General features: G+C 65.6%; 17 protein-coding genes. 6 read left to right on the forward strand and 11 right to left on the reverse strand.

The window, feature by feature from the left end:
• Positions 1-65: 65 nt before the first annotated feature.
• Genes SAMIE_RS13490 through petA form a run of 3 tightly spaced genes read right to left on the reverse strand, consistent with a single transcriptional unit; the run spans position 66 to position 2,828 of the window.
• Positions 66-914, reverse strand: a complete 849-nt coding sequence (locus SAMIE_RS13490) for a cytochrome c1 (protein WP_066701671.1) — start codon at positions 912-914, stop codon at positions 66-68.
• A 15-nt stretch (positions 915-929) separates the two neighbouring features.
• On the reverse strand, positions 930-2,249 hold the full coding sequence (locus SAMIE_RS13495; protein ID WP_066701670.1) for a cytochrome b: 1,320 nt from the start codon (positions 2,247-2,249) through the stop codon (positions 930-932).
• Positions 2,250-2,261: 12 nt separating this feature from the next.
• Positions 2,262-2,828 carry a ubiquinol-cytochrome c reductase iron-sulfur subunit gene (petA, locus tag SAMIE_RS13500; RefSeq protein WP_066701669.1) on the reverse strand — a complete coding sequence of 189 codons (567 nt, stop codon included), beginning with the start codon at positions 2,826-2,828 and terminating at the stop codon, positions 2,262-2,264.
• Positions 2,829-3,033: 205 nt separating this feature from the next.
• Here petA and SAMIE_RS13505 point away from each other — a divergent pair, with 205 nt between their 5' ends.
• From SAMIE_RS13505 to SAMIE_RS13515, 3 genes are read left to right on the forward strand one after another with little or no spacing between them, the layout of a single operon-like run.
• A complete protein-coding gene (locus SAMIE_RS13505) occupies positions 3,034-3,492 on the forward strand; it encodes a tRNA (cytidine(34)-2'-O)-methyltransferase (protein WP_066701662.1) in 459 nt (152 codons plus the stop codon).
• A complete protein-coding gene (hemF, locus tag SAMIE_RS13510) occupies positions 3,489-4,373 on the forward strand; it encodes an oxygen-dependent coproporphyrinogen oxidase (RefSeq protein WP_066701660.1) in 885 nt (294 codons plus the stop codon). Before SAMIE_RS13505 ends, hemF begins: the two co-directional genes overlap by 4 nt.
• Before the next feature lie 4 nt (positions 4,374-4,377).
• Positions 4,378-4,974 carry a GNAT family N-acetyltransferase gene (locus tag SAMIE_RS13515; protein ID WP_066701658.1) on the forward strand — a complete coding sequence of 199 codons (597 nt, stop codon included), beginning with the start codon at positions 4,378-4,380 and terminating at the stop codon, positions 4,972-4,974.
• Here the strand turns inward: SAMIE_RS13515 and SAMIE_RS13520 are convergent.
• Entirely contained in the window at positions 4,959-5,720 is a 762-nt protein-coding gene (locus SAMIE_RS13520; RefSeq protein ID WP_066701656.1) for a hypothetical protein, read from the reverse strand. The genes SAMIE_RS13515 and SAMIE_RS13520 overlap by 16 nt on opposite strands.
• Positions 5,721-5,797: 77 nt before the next feature.
• Between SAMIE_RS13520 and lipB the strand changes: the two genes are divergently transcribed.
• The 3 genes from lipB (at position 5,798) to SAMIE_RS13535 (ending at position 7,656) form a co-directional block, all read left to right on the forward strand.
• A complete protein-coding gene (gene lipB / locus SAMIE_RS13525) occupies positions 5,798-6,523 on the forward strand; it encodes a lipoyl(octanoyl) transferase LipB (protein ID WP_066701654.1) in 726 nt (241 codons plus the stop codon).
• Between the two features lie 62 nt (positions 6,524-6,585).
• On the forward strand, positions 6,586-6,873 hold the full coding sequence (locus SAMIE_RS13530; RefSeq protein WP_066701653.1) for a hypothetical protein: 288 nt from the start codon (positions 6,586-6,588) through the stop codon (positions 6,871-6,873).
• 87 nt (positions 6,874-6,960) lie between these two features.
• Positions 6,961-7,656 carry a hypothetical protein gene (locus tag SAMIE_RS13535; protein WP_066701652.1) on the forward strand — a complete coding sequence of 232 codons (696 nt, stop codon included), beginning with the start codon at positions 6,961-6,963 and terminating at the stop codon, positions 7,654-7,656.
• A gap of 69 nt (positions 7,657-7,725) precedes the next feature.
• On the opposite strand, the gene queE is transcribed toward SAMIE_RS13535, so the two are convergent.
• The 7 genes from queE to SAMIE_RS13570 form a co-directional block, all read right to left on the reverse strand.
• On the reverse strand, positions 7,726-8,373 hold the full coding sequence (queE, locus tag SAMIE_RS13540; RefSeq protein ID WP_066701651.1) for a 7-carboxy-7-deazaguanine synthase: 648 nt from the start codon (positions 8,371-8,373) through the stop codon (positions 7,726-7,728).
• Positions 8,374-8,388: 15 nt separating this feature from the next.
• Entirely contained in the window at positions 8,389-9,081 is a 693-nt protein-coding gene (gene queC / locus SAMIE_RS13545) for a 7-cyano-7-deazaguanine synthase QueC (RefSeq protein ID WP_066701645.1), read from the reverse strand.
• Between the two features lie 50 nt (positions 9,082-9,131).
• Complete coding sequence (locus SAMIE_RS13550) at positions 9,132-9,548, reverse strand: DUF3617 domain-containing protein (protein ID WP_066701695.1); 417 nt, start codon at positions 9,546-9,548, stop codon at positions 9,132-9,134.
• A 136-nt stretch (positions 9,549-9,684) separates the two neighbouring features.
• Entirely contained in the window at positions 9,685-10,590 is a 906-nt protein-coding gene (gene hslO, locus SAMIE_RS13555; RefSeq protein ID WP_066701644.1) for an Hsp33 family molecular chaperone HslO, read from the reverse strand.
• 103 nt (positions 10,591-10,693) lie between these two features.
• Positions 10,694-11,623, reverse strand: a complete 930-nt coding sequence (argF, locus tag SAMIE_RS13560; protein ID WP_066701690.1) for an ornithine carbamoyltransferase — start codon at positions 11,621-11,623, stop codon at positions 10,694-10,696.
• A gap of 54 nt (positions 11,624-11,677) precedes the next feature.
• On the reverse strand, positions 11,678-12,874 hold the full coding sequence (locus tag SAMIE_RS13565) for an aspartate aminotransferase family protein (RefSeq protein WP_066701643.1): 1,197 nt from the start codon (positions 12,872-12,874) through the stop codon (positions 11,678-11,680).
• A 159-nt stretch (positions 12,875-13,033) separates the two neighbouring features.
• A complete protein-coding gene (locus SAMIE_RS13570; protein WP_066701642.1) occupies positions 13,034-13,429 on the reverse strand; it encodes a flagellar export chaperone FliS in 396 nt (131 codons plus the stop codon).
• Positions 13,430-13,438: the final 9 nt, after the last annotated feature.

Genomic DNA, 13,438 nt, shown 5'->3' on the forward strand with positions numbered 1-13,438 from the left:
CTCCATAAAGAAAGGGCGCGGCTCCCTCAAGGAAGCCGCGCCCTCTATCTTCGCGCCTGATCCGATCAGACGGCCTTTTTCTTTTCCGCCCAGATATTCTGGTAGGCCATGTAGGCCAGAGCCGTCGCGATCAGGAGGAACAGGACCGTCGCCACACCCGCGCGGTGGCGGTTTTCCAGCTTCGGTTCCGCCGTCCACGTCAGGAAGGCCGCGACATCCTGCGCCATCTGGTCGACGGTCGGCTTGGTGCCGTCGCCGTAAGTGACCTGACCGTCCGCCGTCAGCGGCGGCGCCATGGCGAGGTTCAGGTTGGCGAAATAGGGGTTATAGTGCAGCCCTTCCGGCGTCTTGGCGTCCGGAAATTCCTTCAGCAGTTCGGCGGGCTGCGGCTGGAAGCCGGTCAGCAGCGAATAGACATAGGCGCTGCCATGATGGCGGGCCTTGGTCATCAGCGACAGGTCTGGCGGGATGGCGTTATTGTTCGCCGCCGCCGCCGCGACATTGTTCGCGAACGGCTTGGGGAAGTGATCGGCCGGAACGGGATCGCGCGTGGACGCTTCGCCGGTCTTGGGATCGACGTCAGGCGTCTTGATCGCCCACTGCTTCGCGATCGCCTTCACTTCCGCTTCGCTATAGCCAAGCTGCTGCAGGTCGCGGAACGCGACGAACTTCAGGCTGTGGCAGGCCGAGCAGACTTCCTTGAACACCTGAAAGCCGCGCTGCAACTGACGGCGGTCATATTTGCCGAACGGCCCTTCGAACGAGAAGGACACATGCTTGGGGTCGCGATGGAACTCATGTTCCACCGTCGCCTGCGGCGGATCGGACACGAAGGCAGCCGCGCCGAACAGGAAGGAAATCAGCAGCCAGCCCGAAAAGAAGAGGCCGACCAGAAATGCGCCGATGCGAACCATGGAACCTGTTCCCCCTTAACCGGCGTTCGAAGGCTGGGGATCGGCGCCCATGCCGGGCAGCGCGTCCTCTTCGCCTTTGATGTTGTGGCGATTGAGCACCGATTCCGTGATCGACCCCGGCAGCGGCAGCGGCTTTTCAAAGCGCGCGATCAGCGGCAGGATGATGAGGAAGTGCGCGAAATAATAGGCCGCCGCGACCTGTGAGATCATCACATAGGGTTCCGCCGCCGGCGCCCCGCCGCAATAGCCCAGGATCAGCACGTCGAGGATGAGAATCCAGAAGAACTTCTTGAACGTCGGACGATAATTGCCCGACCGCACCGGCGAGGTATCGAGCCAGGGCAGGAAGAAGAGCAGCAGGATCGACGCGAACATCGCCAGCACGCCCAGCAGCTTTGCCGGCACGAAGAAGAAGTCCACCGTGAAGGCGCGCAGGATCGCGTAGAATGGCCAGAAATACCATTCGGGCACGATGTGCGCGGGCGTCGAAAGCGGGTTCGCTTCGATATAATTGTCCGGATGGCCAAGATAATTGGGTGCGAAGAACAGCATGATCGCGAAGAGGATCAGGAACACGCCGACCCCGAAACCGTCCTTGGCGGTGTAATAGGGGTGGAAGGGCACAGTGTCCTGCGGCCCCTTCACCTCCACGCCCGTCGGGTTCGACGAACCCGGAATATGCAGCGCCCAGATGTGCAGGATGATGACGCCCGCGATCACGAAGGGCAGCAGGAAGTGCAGCGAGAAGAAGCGGTTGAGCGACGCATTGCCCGGGGCGAAGCCGCCCAGCAGCCAGGTCTGGATCGGTTCGCCGACGACCGGGATCGCGCCGAACAGGCCGGTAATGACCTTCGCGCCCCAGTAGCTCATCTGCCCCCAGGGAAGCACATAGCCCATGAAGGCGGTCGCCATCATGAGCAGGAAGATGACGAGGCCCAGCAGCCACACCATTTCGCGCGGCGCCTTGTAGGAACCGTAAAAGAGGCCGCGGAAGATGTGGAGATAGACGACGATGAAGAAGAAGCTCGCGCCGTTGGCGTGCGCATAGCGCATCAGCCAGCCCGCATTGACGTCGCGCATCGTCTGTTCGACGGTGCCGAACGCCACCAGGTCGTTGGCGCCATAGTGCATCGCCATGATGACGCCGGTGACGATCTGGATCACCAGAGCAAGACCGGCGAGCACGCCGAAATTCCAGAAATAGTTGAGGTTGCGCGGCACCGGATAGCCCGCGCCGATGGCGTTGTAGACGAGGCGCGGCAGCGGCAGCTTCTCGTCCACCCACTGCATCAGCGGATGCTTGGGGGTATAATGTTCAGCCCAGGGAAAGCTCATGAAATTACCCCCTTAACCCACGAGAATGGCGGTGTCGGAAGTGAAGCTGAACTTCGGAACTTCCAGATTCTTGGGCGCCGGCCCCTTACGGATGCGGGCGGCGGTGTCGTAGGACGAACCGTGGCAGGGGCAGAAATAGCCGCCAAACTCACCCCGATTCTCGCCCTCGCCCGCGCCGAGCGGCACGCAGCCGAGGTGCGTGCACACGCCCATGGTGATGAGCCATTCCTTCTTGCCGTCGACCGTGCGCTCGTCCAGCGTCTGCGGATCGCGCAGGCTCGACACATCGACCTTGTCCGCCTCAGCGATTTCCGCCGGGGTCAGGTGACGCACGAAAAGAGGTTGCGAGCGGAAAGTCGTCTTGATCGCCTGCCCCGGCTGGATCGCCGACAGATCGACCTCGGTCGATGCGAGCGCCAGCACGTCGGCGCTGGGATTCATCTGGTCGATCAGCGGGAGAACGGTCACCACCGCCCCTACGCCCGCGAAGCTCACGGCTGCGATATTGATGAAATCGCGGCGACGCACACCTTCCTCGCCGGATAATGCCTGTCCGTCAGAATGCTCTACGCTCGCCATGCACCTCTACCCTTGCAAGACTTCCCTGCACACCGCATTGCCGTCGCCGACACTGTTAATCAAGGAATTTGGGATGTCAGCCATGGCTGGCCCCGCCTTCCCCCCGGCGTGGTTCGTGGGCCTGATAACCAGACTGCAAGCGCTTTGCCAACAGCAAACTCGCGCACCCTATGACAATTTGCCGCAGTGCATTATGGCGGCGGCCATGCGTATCGCTCTCTACCAACCGGAGATCGCGGGCAATGTCGGCGCGGTGCTGCGCCTTGCCGCCTGCTTTTCCGTCCCCGTCGACATCATCATGCCGACCGGATTCGCCTTTTCGGACGCGCGGCTGAAACGCGCGGCCATGGATTATGGGGAGGCCGCGGACGTGACGCGCCACGCCAATTTCGCCGCCTTCGACGCGGAACGCCGCGCGCAGGGCCGCCGCCTGCTGCTGCTGAGCGCGCATGCGTCGCAGCGCCTGCCCGATGTCCGGTTCGAGGAGAGCGACGTGCTGATGATGGGATCGGAAAGCGCCGGTGTGCCGCCGGAGGTGCGTGACATCGCGGACATCCGCGTGCGCATCCCCATGGCGCCGGGCTTCCGGTCGCTCAACCTTGCCGTATCGACCGGCATCGCGGTCGCCGAAGCGCTGCGCCAGACAGAGGCCTTTCCCGCATGACCAATCCCGTGCCCGCCGTCCCCTTCCCGCTCGACGCCCGGCAGCAGGCGGCGCGCGGCTGGTTCGAATCGCTGCGGGACCGCATCTGCGCCGAGTTCGAAACCATCGAACGCGAGGCAGGAAGCGATGCGTCTTTTACCTACACGGCATGGGACCGGGAGGCGGAGGGACAGGCGCCGGGCGAAGGCGGCGGCGGCGTGCGCGGCGTCATGAAGGGCAGGATATTCGAGAAGGTCGGCGTCAACATATCGACCGTGGGCGGCGAGTTCGCCCCGGCCTTTGCCCAGACGATCCATGGCGCGGCGGACAATCCCGCCTTCTTCGCGACCGGCATCAGCCTGGTTGCGCATATGGCCAACCCCCATGTCCCGGCCGTGCATATGAATACGCGCTACCTCGTCACCACCAAAAGCTGGTTCGGCGGGGGCGCTGATCTTAATCCGCCTCTGCCCCGCGAAGACGATACAGCGCATTTTCACGCCGTGCTGAAAGAGGCGTGCGACGCGCACGATCCGGATCATTATCCCCGGTTCAAGGCATGGGCGGACGACTATTTCTTCATCCCCCATCGCGGCGTGCATCGGGGCGTCGGCGGCATTTTCTACGATCATCTCGAATGCCCGGACGATGCGGCGTTCGATGCGAACTTCGCCTTCACCCGCGCGGTGGGGGACGCATTCCTCGCCGCTTTCCCGCCGATCGTGCGGCGGCGGATGGGAGAGGACTGGACCGATGCGGACTATGCGACGATGCTGGAATGGCGCGGGCGCTATGCGGAATTCAACCTCGTCCACGATCGCGGCACGCTGTTCGGCCTCAAGACCGGCGGCAATATCGACGCCATCCTGATGAGCCTGCCGCCGATGGCGAGTTGGAGCTAGCCCCGTGGGCCTGACGCCGGTGGAGCCAGGGATGGTGGCGACCATCGTCACTCATCTGGAAATGCGGGACCGGCCCAGGCCCGCGCCGGTTCCGCCCGCGCCGCTGCGGTTGGTGCGCTGGAAAAGCCCGGACCTCGACGCCTACCGCACGCTTTTCCGCCGCGTGGGCGAGGAGTGGTTGTGGTTTTCCCGGCTCGTCATGGCGGATGACGCGCTGCGCGCCATCATCCATGACCCGGCGGTGGAGGTCTATGCCGTCACCGATCCGCGCGGGACCGAAGTGGGCCTGCTGGAACTGGATTTCCGCGCGCTTCCCGATTGCGAACTGAGCTTTTTCGGCCTCGCGCCCGGCTATACCGGCAAGGGGCTGGGCCGCTGGCTGATGGCACAGGCGGTGTCGCTCGCCTGGCGCAAGGGGGTGGAGCGCTTCTGGGTGCACACCTGCACGCTGGACAGCCCGGCGGCGATGGGTTTCTACATCAAATCGGGCTTCGTGCCGTTCGCGCGCGAAGTCGAGACGTTCGCCGATCCGCGCCTTGCCGGCATCCTGCCGCGTGAAGCGGCGCGCCATGTGCCCGTGCTGGATCAGTCCGCCGCCTGACGATAGAGCCGCGCCAGCATCACAAGCATATAGACCTGCACCACGCCCGACACACCCGCAGCGGCGATGCCGCCTGCGAGGCGCGCGCCGTCCACGCCCGCGACCAGACCGCCGATGACGCCGAACACGGCCTGCGCCGCCGAACCCGCTATGGTCGAGACGACAAGCACGATGGCGATGAAGCCCAGAAGCCGCCAGAAACCGCCTTTGGTCAGCGCCCATGCGCGCCTGAGCGACGCCAGCACGCCCAGATGATCGTCGATCACCACCGGGTTGAGCAGCGCCAGCCGCGTTCCCACGAACAGGCCGACGCCCACCATGGCGATCACCGCCCCGGTATTGCCACCCAGCAGAATGAGCGGCGCGGATACCAGGATGACGATGACGAACAGCAGCAGCCCCGCCAGCACGCTCGTCCCGATGAGCACCGGGAGGCGATGCAACGCAAGCCGGAGCGCTTCGGCCACGCTGATCCCCGGCCGCAGCGCCAGCGCGAACAGCGTCAGCGACCCGAACCAGATGAGCAGGATGGCGAGCGTCAGGCTCAGCCAGTAGCTCGGCGGCACTGCCGGCATCGTCCCCTTCATGGTCGCTGACCATTGCACCAGTTCGGGCGGCGTCATCTCCTGAAGCAGCACGATGGGCAGCGCCACGAACAGCAGGGCGACAGGCAGCAGCAACGCCGCTTCGCGCGCGACGAAGGCCACCGCTTCCTCCCACGCCTTGCCGATCGACAGTGTCGCCATATCTTTATGCCTGCCCTTATGGAGCGAAAATGAGCGCGAGACTTGATCGCTCGCCGCGTCCAAGTCAAGGAACGCCCATGTCTGCCGAAACGCCATCGCAACAGCAGAGCGAAGCGCCCCTGCCCTTCCAGCCATCGGTGGAATGGCGCGTCGATGCGTCGCCTGTCGATTACCCCGCCGCGCTCGCCGACATGGAAGCGCGCGCCGCCGCCATCTACGCGGGCGAAGCGAACGAGCGGGTCTGGCTGCTGGAGCATCCGCCGCTCTACACCGCCGGGACCAGCGCCGATCCGGCGGAACTGCTCGACCCGCGCTTTCCGGTGCACGATGCCGGGCGCGGCGGGCGATACACCTATCATGGGCCGGGGCAGCGGATCGGCTATCTCAGCATAGATCTGGGGCAGCGCGGCAGGGACGTGCGCAACTTCGTCCATCATCTCGAAGGGTGGATGATCGCGGCGCTCGCCGACCTCGGCATCGCGGCGCGACGGGCGGAGGGACGGATCGGCATCTGGACCGACGACCGGGAGGGCCGGGAAGCGAAGATCGGCGCGCTCGGCATCCGCGTGCGGCGCTGGGTTACGCTGCACGGCTTTTCGATCAACGTCGATCCCGACCTGTCCCATTTCGGCGGCATCGTGCCGTGCGGCATCAGCGAATATCCCGTGACCAGCATCGCGGCGCTGGGCGGCGATGCCTCCATGGCGGCGCTCGATCTGGCGCTGCATGCGCATTTCCCGGCCTTTCTCAGCCGGCTGCGGCGATGTGGCGGGGGACTTGAGCAATGCGAATCCGCTCGCTAGGGTCGGCGCTCTTCGCCAGGTGGGGGGCCGCCGGGCTTGACCTTATTGCCAGGGAGACCCGGATGCGCCGGACCGCCATCACTGCCCTTTCCGCCATGCTCATCGCTCTTCCGCTCGCCTCGTGCGGCGGCAAGGACGAGAGCGAGACCAAGGTGCAGATGAAGGATATGGACGTGGTGGACGGCACGGCGACCGACGCCATGACCGACCTCGACGGCGTGCAGAGCGAAGGCGCGGCAGTGGCCATGCCCGGCGCCAACGCCGTCAGCAACATGAGCGCGGCCGCTCCGGCGAAAAAAGCGGAAGCCGCGCCGGCCGATCAGGAGGCTGAAGTGTTGTCTGATCAGTAGGCGCTCCGTTCAGCGTCCGGAAAGACAGCGCACTTCAACAGAAGCGGGCAGCACAGGCGGCGATCCGCACCGACAAAGAGGTTTGAGATGACGAAGCCCCCCTTCCTGCGCCGCGCCATGGCCGCCGCCACTCTCACCGTCGCGGCAATGGCCGCGCAGCCTGCCGCCGCCCAGTTCTTCTGGTCGCCCCCCGATCTCAGCGCCCCGCCGCTGACGGACGACGCCGCCGCCACGGCGCTGGGCCTGCCGGGCGCGACGCCTGCGGAGATCAGGGCGGGCCTCGCCTGGAACCTGCGCGCCGCGCTCAATGTGGCGGCGCTCCAGTGCGATTTCGATCCGACCCTGCTCACCACCAGCAACTACAACGCCATGATCGCCCATCATGACGCGGAACTGGACGCCGCGCAGGCCGCGCTGCTCGGCTATTTCCAACGCACCAAGGGGAAGGGCAAGCCCGGCCAGTCCGCGTCCGACATGTATAATACCCGCATCTATTCCAGCTATTCGACGGTGCAGGCGCAAAAGGGATTCTGCCAGGCGGCGGCGCGCGTCGGGCGTGAGGCGATCTTCGCCGACCGGGGAAAACTCAATGAGGTGGGGCGCAACGGCCTCGGCTCCATCCGCAAGGCGACCGTGCTGGCCGGGGAACAGGCCTATGGCACGCCGGGATACGACTATGTCATCGCCCTGCCGTCGATGGAAGCGGCCTGCTGGAAGAAGGGCGTGCTCCAGCCCGCCTGCCATCAGGCGTGGAACGACCGCACCGGCGTCGGGAAGCCCTGACCGGTCTAGATTTCTTTGTGTGCCGCATTTTCCGAGCCAGCGGACGAGCCCGTCCGATTCGAAAATGCTTTAGCGCAGACCCAGATATTTATGGGCCTGCACCGTCAGACGCCACACCGGGCGGTCCATGACCAGATCGACCGCCGCGCGCGCATTGTCCGCCGCCCGCGCGTCGTCGAGCGGCTGGATCAGGTGATGGGCAAAGGCCCAGGCCTCCATCTCCGCCACATCGGCAAGGCTGTGCCCCGCGCCCGGCTGCGGCCAGACGAGCTTGAGTTCGTCGCCCGATCTCTGCACCACATCGCTGCCCGCCTTGGGGCTGATGCAGACCCAGTCGATGCCGGGATGGACCGGGATTGTGCCGTTGCTTTCTATCGCGATGGTGAAGCCGTGCCCATGTAGCGCGTCTATCAGCGCATCGTCGATCTGGAGCATCGGCTCGCCGCCGGTCAGCACGATATAGCGTCCCTCGGTCCGTTCACCCCAGAAACGCAGCGCCGCATCCGCCAGATCCCGCGCGTCCGCGAAGCGCCCGCCGCCAAGGCCATCGGTGCCGACGAAATCGGTGTCGCAGAAGCGGCAGACCGCGCTCGCCCGATCCTGCTCGCGCCCACTCCACAGGTTGCAGCCGGCAAAGCGCAGGAAAACCGCGCGCCGTCCTGCCTGCACGCCCTCCCCCTGAAGGGTCAGGAACATTTCCTTGACCGCGTAGCTCATCGCGCCACTCCGGTGTCAGGGCCGGGTGGCATAGACGGTGGGATCGGGCAGGCCCGCTTCGTCGAAGCCCTTGGCGCGCAGGCGGCAGCTATCGCACAGGCCGCAATGCTTGCCGTCGGGCGTGGGATCGTAGCAGGACCAACTTATCCCCGCGTCCATGCCCAGCCGGTTGGCCTCCCGCACGATGTCGGCCTTGCTCATATATTGCAGCGGGGTGTTGATGCGGATGGGGTGCCCCTCCACACCCGCCTTGGTGGCGAGCGTCGCCATTTTCTGAAAGGCGTCGATAAATTCGGGGCGGCAATCCGGATAGCCCGAATAGTCGAGCGCATTGACGCCGATGAAGATGTCGCTCGCCCCCGCCACTTCGGCAAGGCCCAGCGTCAGCGACAGGAAGATGGTGTTGCGCGCGGGCACATAGGTGACGGGAATCTCCGGTCCCACCCCGCCTTTGGGCACCGCGATATCGGCGGTGAGCGCCGATCCGCCGAAGGCGGTGAGGTCGAGCGGCAGGACGATATGCCGCATCGCATTGAGCGATTCGGCGACCCGCGCGGCGGCGCGAAGTTCGACCCGGTGCCGCTGGTTATAGTCGATCGACAGGGCAAGGATGCGGTAGCCCGCTTCCCGCGCCAGACCGCCCGCGACCATGGAGTCGAGTCCGCCCGAAAGCAGCACGACAGCGAATTTTGTTTCTTTGGCAACCATGGGGCCGCGCTATCGCTCCATCGGGTGCAACGCAAGCGGCGGGCGCTCCCTCACCCCTTGCACGCACCCACGCGCCGCCCTTCGGCCGAGAAAGCGAAGGGCGCACCTTCCGCCACGCCCTGCGAGCGGATCTGCACGAGGCGCGACGTTTCGACCCTTAGGTCCGTGCGCCCATTGCCCGCCGCCGCGCAATCGTAGGTGACGGACATGTCATGCGGCGCGTCGCTGATGACGAAGCTGCGGCACTGTGCCTTCCCATGCCGGACCTGAAGCAACTGGCGCAGGTCGGTGACGCAGAGCTTGCGGACTTCCGCCCCTTCGCCGCGCCCGCGCAATTCCCACTCCCCCGTCTCCAGCGACTGAAGCGCGGAAGGCAGGGCCGGTGCGGGCGCTCCAGCCGCGTAGGCAGCGCTGGAAGCCATCAGAATGGCGAGGGCGCAAAGACCCTGTTGAAAACCTTTATTCATGCCCCTGTCCAGTTCCGTCTGACTGGCGTCGCGCTCGTTCAGACCGCGACCAGCCGTCCCCTGCACCATAATTGCGGCAATTTCATAACGTAAAAGGCACCGCCTGCCTCATTCCGGGGACAGCGGAAAAGCCCCTTCAATTCGGAACGAAACTGTCGAGCGCGATCGGGAAGATGCGCGAGCAGAAAGCACAATCGACGCCGATGATGCCCTGTTCGTCCGCCATTTCGGACCGCTCGCTCGCCGGAAAGCGGCCGATCACGTCGCGGATGTGCGTCAGGTCGCAGCGGCACCCCTTGGCAAGCTGCCCTTCCTCCGTGACGCGCACTTCCTCTTCCTCATGGAACAGCCGCCAGAGGATGTCGGAGAGCGGCAGCGCGGTGTCGGTGAGTTCATCGGCGCGCAGCGTTTCGGCCAGCGCCTGCACATGTTCCCATTCCGGCTCGTCGTGCCGCACATGCAGCCGCTCGCGCCCGACCTCTCCTTCGGGCAGGTGCTGGAGCAGCATCCCCGCCGCGATGCAGCCTTCGCCCGCGTCGTGGCGCGTCGCGATGCGGATGACGCTGGGGATCTGTTCCGACTGGAAGAAATAATGCTCCGCGGCTTCGGCCAGCGACTGCCCCTCCAGCGGCACGATGCCCTGATAGCGCTCGCCAGTTTCGGCAAGGTCGAAAGTGATCGCGAGATAGCCCTTGCCGAACAGGCCGAAGAGCGACGGATCGGTGCCCAGTTCGGCGAGGCGATCCGCATCGAACTTCACATAGCCGCGCAGGGCCGCGTCCTTATAGTCCGCGACCAGCAGGCTGACGACGCCATTCTGCGTCTGCGCCTGAAGCGTCATCTGCCCGCCTTCCTGCTTCAGCGTGCTGCCGAGCAGCGCCGCGAGCACCAGCGCGCTCGCCAGCAGCCGCTCGATCGGCGGGGGATAGGCGTGTGCGGCCAGCACCTCGTCCAGCACCGGCCCCAGGCGCACGACGCGCCCGCGCACATGGCGCGAGGGGATGGTGAAGCCAAGGGCCGTATCGAGATGGTCGGCGGTCACGTCACAGCTCCGGTGGTCCGAAGCGCGCGAGCGGCGCGACGGAACAGGTCAAGCATCCGATGATGCGGGCAGGCGCCCCAGATAGGAAGCCTGCCCGCCGATCTCAACCGAGCCGCCCCAGCGCCCAGAGCAGCACCGACTTCTGGCCATGGATGCGGTTTTCCGCCTCGTCCCAGATCAGCGATTGGGGACCGTCGATGACTTCGGGCACGACTTCCTCGCCGCGGTGTGCGGGCAGGCAGTGGAGGAACTTCGCCTGCGGCTTTGCATGCGCCATCAGGTCCGGCGTCACCTGATAGGGCATCATCGCCTTGAGCTTTTCCTCGGCATGGGCCTGCCCCATCGAAATCCAGGTATCGGTGACGACCACGTCCGCGTCCGCAACCGCCTCCACCGCATCGCGCGTCAGGGTGACGGTCGATCCGGCGGCGCGCGCGGCCTCCATGAAGGACGGATCGGGATCATAGCCCTGCGGCACGCCCACGCGCACATCGAACTTCAGCAGGCCCGCCGCTTCGATGATCGAATGAAGGACGTTGTTGCCGTCACCCAGCCATGCCCACTGGCTGCCGGGCAGCGCAAGGCCATGCTCCACCACGGTCAGAAGGTCCGCGACGATCTGGCACGGATGCGACAGGTCGGTAAGGCCGTTGATGACCGGCACGGTGGCGTAGTGCGCCATCTCCTCGATCTTGGCATGATCGTCGGTGCGGATCATGATCGCATCGACCATGCGCGACAGGACGCGCGCGGTATCGGCGATGCTTTCGCCGCGCCCGAGCTGGCTGGTCGCGCCGTCGAGGATCAGCGATGTGCCGCCGAGCTGCCGGATCGCCATGTCGAAGCTGACGCGCGTGCGGGTAGAGTTCTTCTCGAAGATCATCGCGAGCGTATGGCCCGCGAGTGGCGCATCGGCGTCGACCGCGCCTTTGGGCTTGCCCGCCCGCGCAGCCTTGCGGTCGATGGCGTCGGCGATCATCGCGGCGATGGCGTCGCCGCCCGCATCGGAGAGGTTGAGAAAATGCTTGGTCATGATGAACCCCCTCATCCGTCCGGGCACTGCGTTCAGGCCCGGACGGGGGTTGGACTAGGCCGCCTTGGCCGAGGCAAAGGTCCGCGCGCCGGCGGACATCTTTTCCATGGCTTCGGCGATATGGCTTTCCTCGATGACGAGGGGCGGCAGGATGCGCACGACATTCTGCCCCGCCGACACCGCCAGCAGGCCATGATGGTCGCGCAGATGCGCCACGAAGCCGCGCGCGTCATAGGCGTCGTTCATCCTGATGCCCAGCATCAGGCCCATGCCGCGCACATCCTCGAACATGTCGTCATGATTGGGGATGAGCTGTTCGAGCGACGAGCGCAGGCGCGCGGCCATCGCCTTCACATGATCCATGAAGCCATCGGCCAGCACTTCGTCCAGCACGGCAAGGCCCACCGCCATGGCGAGCGGGTTGCCGCCATAGGTGGACCCGTGCGTTCCGAACACCATGCCCTTGGCCGCTTCCTCGGTGGCGAGGCAGGCGCCCAGCGGGAAGCCCGCGCCGATGCCCTTGGCCACCGCCATGATGTCGGGCTTCACGCCATATTGCTCATGCGCGAAGAAGGTGCCGGTGCGCGCATAGCCGCACTGCACTTCGTCGAGGATGAGGAGCAGCCCCTTCTCGTCACAGAGCTGACGCAGCCCCTTGAGAAATTCCTGCGTCGCGGGCGTCACGCCGCCCTCGCCCTGCACCGGCTCCAGCAGGAAGCCGGCCGTATTGTCATCGACCGCAGCCGTCGCGGCTTCCAGATCGTTGAACGGCACGACCTGAAAACCGGGCAGCAGCGGTTCGAAGCCGTCGCGCATCTTGGGCTGGCTGGTGGCCGAGATCGTCCCCAGCGTCCGCCCGTGGAAGGCGTTGTCGAAGCTGACGATCCTGTGCCGGTGCGCTTCGCCGTTGGCGTAATGATAGCGGCGCGCGGTCTTGATCGCGCATTCGACCGCTTCCGCGCCCGAATTGGTGAAGAAGACAGTGTCGGCGAACGTGTTGTCGACGAGGCGTTGCGCGAATTTTTCGCCCAGCGGCATGCCGTAGAGGTTCGAGGTATGCATCAGGGTCGCGGCCTGATCCGCAATCGCCTTGACGAGCGTGGGATGGCCATGGCCCAGCAGATTGACCGCGATGCCGCTGGCAAAATCCAGATAGCGCTCGCCGCGTTCGCCGATCAGGTAGCAGCCCTCGCCTCGCACCGGACGCACGTCGCACCGGGGGTAAACGGGCATGAGCGGCGTAATCGACATGGGCCTTCCCTTTCTGGACTGTGACGTTCGATGCGCGGTCTGATTTGCGCGAAACGCAAAAAGGCGACCCCGCCGGGCCGCCCTTTGCGAGTGCCGCCTATACCGCCCGCCGCATGGGGGTGCAACCCCGTCGCGGCAGGCCAGTCGGGGCCAGGTGGATCAGCCGATCTGGTTCCACGCGTCGGCGATTTCCGCGACGATAGCGCGGGCGCGTTCCACCGGCTCCGCCGTGTGATCCTTCGCGCCTTCCAGCAGCAGCCGGCGCGCTTCGCGGTAGATCTGCGCAAGGCCCATGGCAACGTCGCCGCCCTTGTCGAAGTCGAGACTCGATTCGAGCGCATAGATGATCGACATGGCGCGCGCCTGCTTGTCGGACACCTTCATGCGGTCGCCATTGCGCTCGGCGAGCGCCGCCGCGTCCATGGCAAGCAGCAGTTCGTCGAACAGGATCTTGACGAGAGCGTGGGGCGTCGCGCCTTCGGTCCGGCTGCCCGAATGGACCGCCGCATAACGCCGCGCCGCCGCACCACCTGCATAACCCTGGCTGTAGAACATTGTGTCGTC

This window comes from Sphingobium amiense (assembly GCF_003967075.1).
Classification (GTDB): domain Bacteria; phylum Pseudomonadota; class Alphaproteobacteria; order Sphingomonadales; family Sphingomonadaceae; genus Sphingobium; species Sphingobium amiense.

Coding starts and splice junctions, on each gene's coding strand:
- SAMIE_RS13490 (WP_066701671.1), bottom strand. CDS start 914: ATGGTTCGCATCGGCGCATTTCTGGTCGGCCTCTTCTTTTCGGGCTGG.
- SAMIE_RS13495 (WP_066701670.1), bottom strand. CDS start 2,249: ATGAGCTTTCCCTGGGCTGAACATTATACCCCCAAGCATCCGCTGATG.
- petA (WP_066701669.1), bottom strand. CDS start 2,828: ATGGCGAGCGTAGAGCATTCTGACGGACAGGCATTATCCGGCGAGGAA.
- SAMIE_RS13505 (WP_066701662.1), top strand. CDS start 3,034: ATGCGTATCGCTCTCTACCAACCGGAGATCGCGGGCAATGTCGGCGCG.
- hemF (WP_066701660.1), top strand. CDS start 3,489: ATGACCAATCCCGTGCCCGCCGTCCCCTTCCCGCTCGACGCCCGGCAG.
- SAMIE_RS13520 (WP_066701656.1), bottom strand. CDS start 5,720: ATGGCGACACTGTCGATCGGCAAGGCGTGGGAGGAAGCGGTGGCCTTC.
- lipB (WP_066701654.1), top strand. CDS start 5,798: ATGTCTGCCGAAACGCCATCGCAACAGCAGAGCGAAGCGCCCCTGCCC.
- SAMIE_RS13530 (WP_066701653.1), top strand. CDS start 6,586: ATGCGCCGGACCGCCATCACTGCCCTTTCCGCCATGCTCATCGCTCTT.
- SAMIE_RS13535 (WP_066701652.1), top strand. CDS start 6,961: ATGACGAAGCCCCCCTTCCTGCGCCGCGCCATGGCCGCCGCCACTCTC.
- queE (WP_066701651.1), bottom strand. CDS start 8,373: ATGAGCTACGCGGTCAAGGAAATGTTCCTGACCCTTCAGGGGGAGGGC.
- queC (WP_066701645.1), bottom strand. CDS start 9,081: ATGGTTGCCAAAGAAACAAAATTCGCTGTCGTGCTGCTTTCGGGCGGA.
- SAMIE_RS13550 (WP_066701695.1), bottom strand. CDS start 9,548: ATGAATAAAGGTTTTCAACAGGGTCTTTGCGCCCTCGCCATTCTGATG.
- argF (WP_066701690.1), bottom strand. CDS start 11,623: ATGACCAAGCATTTTCTCAACCTCTCCGATGCGGGCGGCGACGCCATC.
- SAMIE_RS13565 (WP_066701643.1), bottom strand. CDS start 12,874: ATGTCGATTACGCCGCTCATGCCCGTTTACCCCCGGTGCGACGTGCGT.
- SAMIE_RS13570 (WP_066701642.1), bottom strand. CDS start 13,429: ATGTTCTACAGCCAGGGTTATGCAGGTGGTGCGGCGGCGCGGCGTTAT.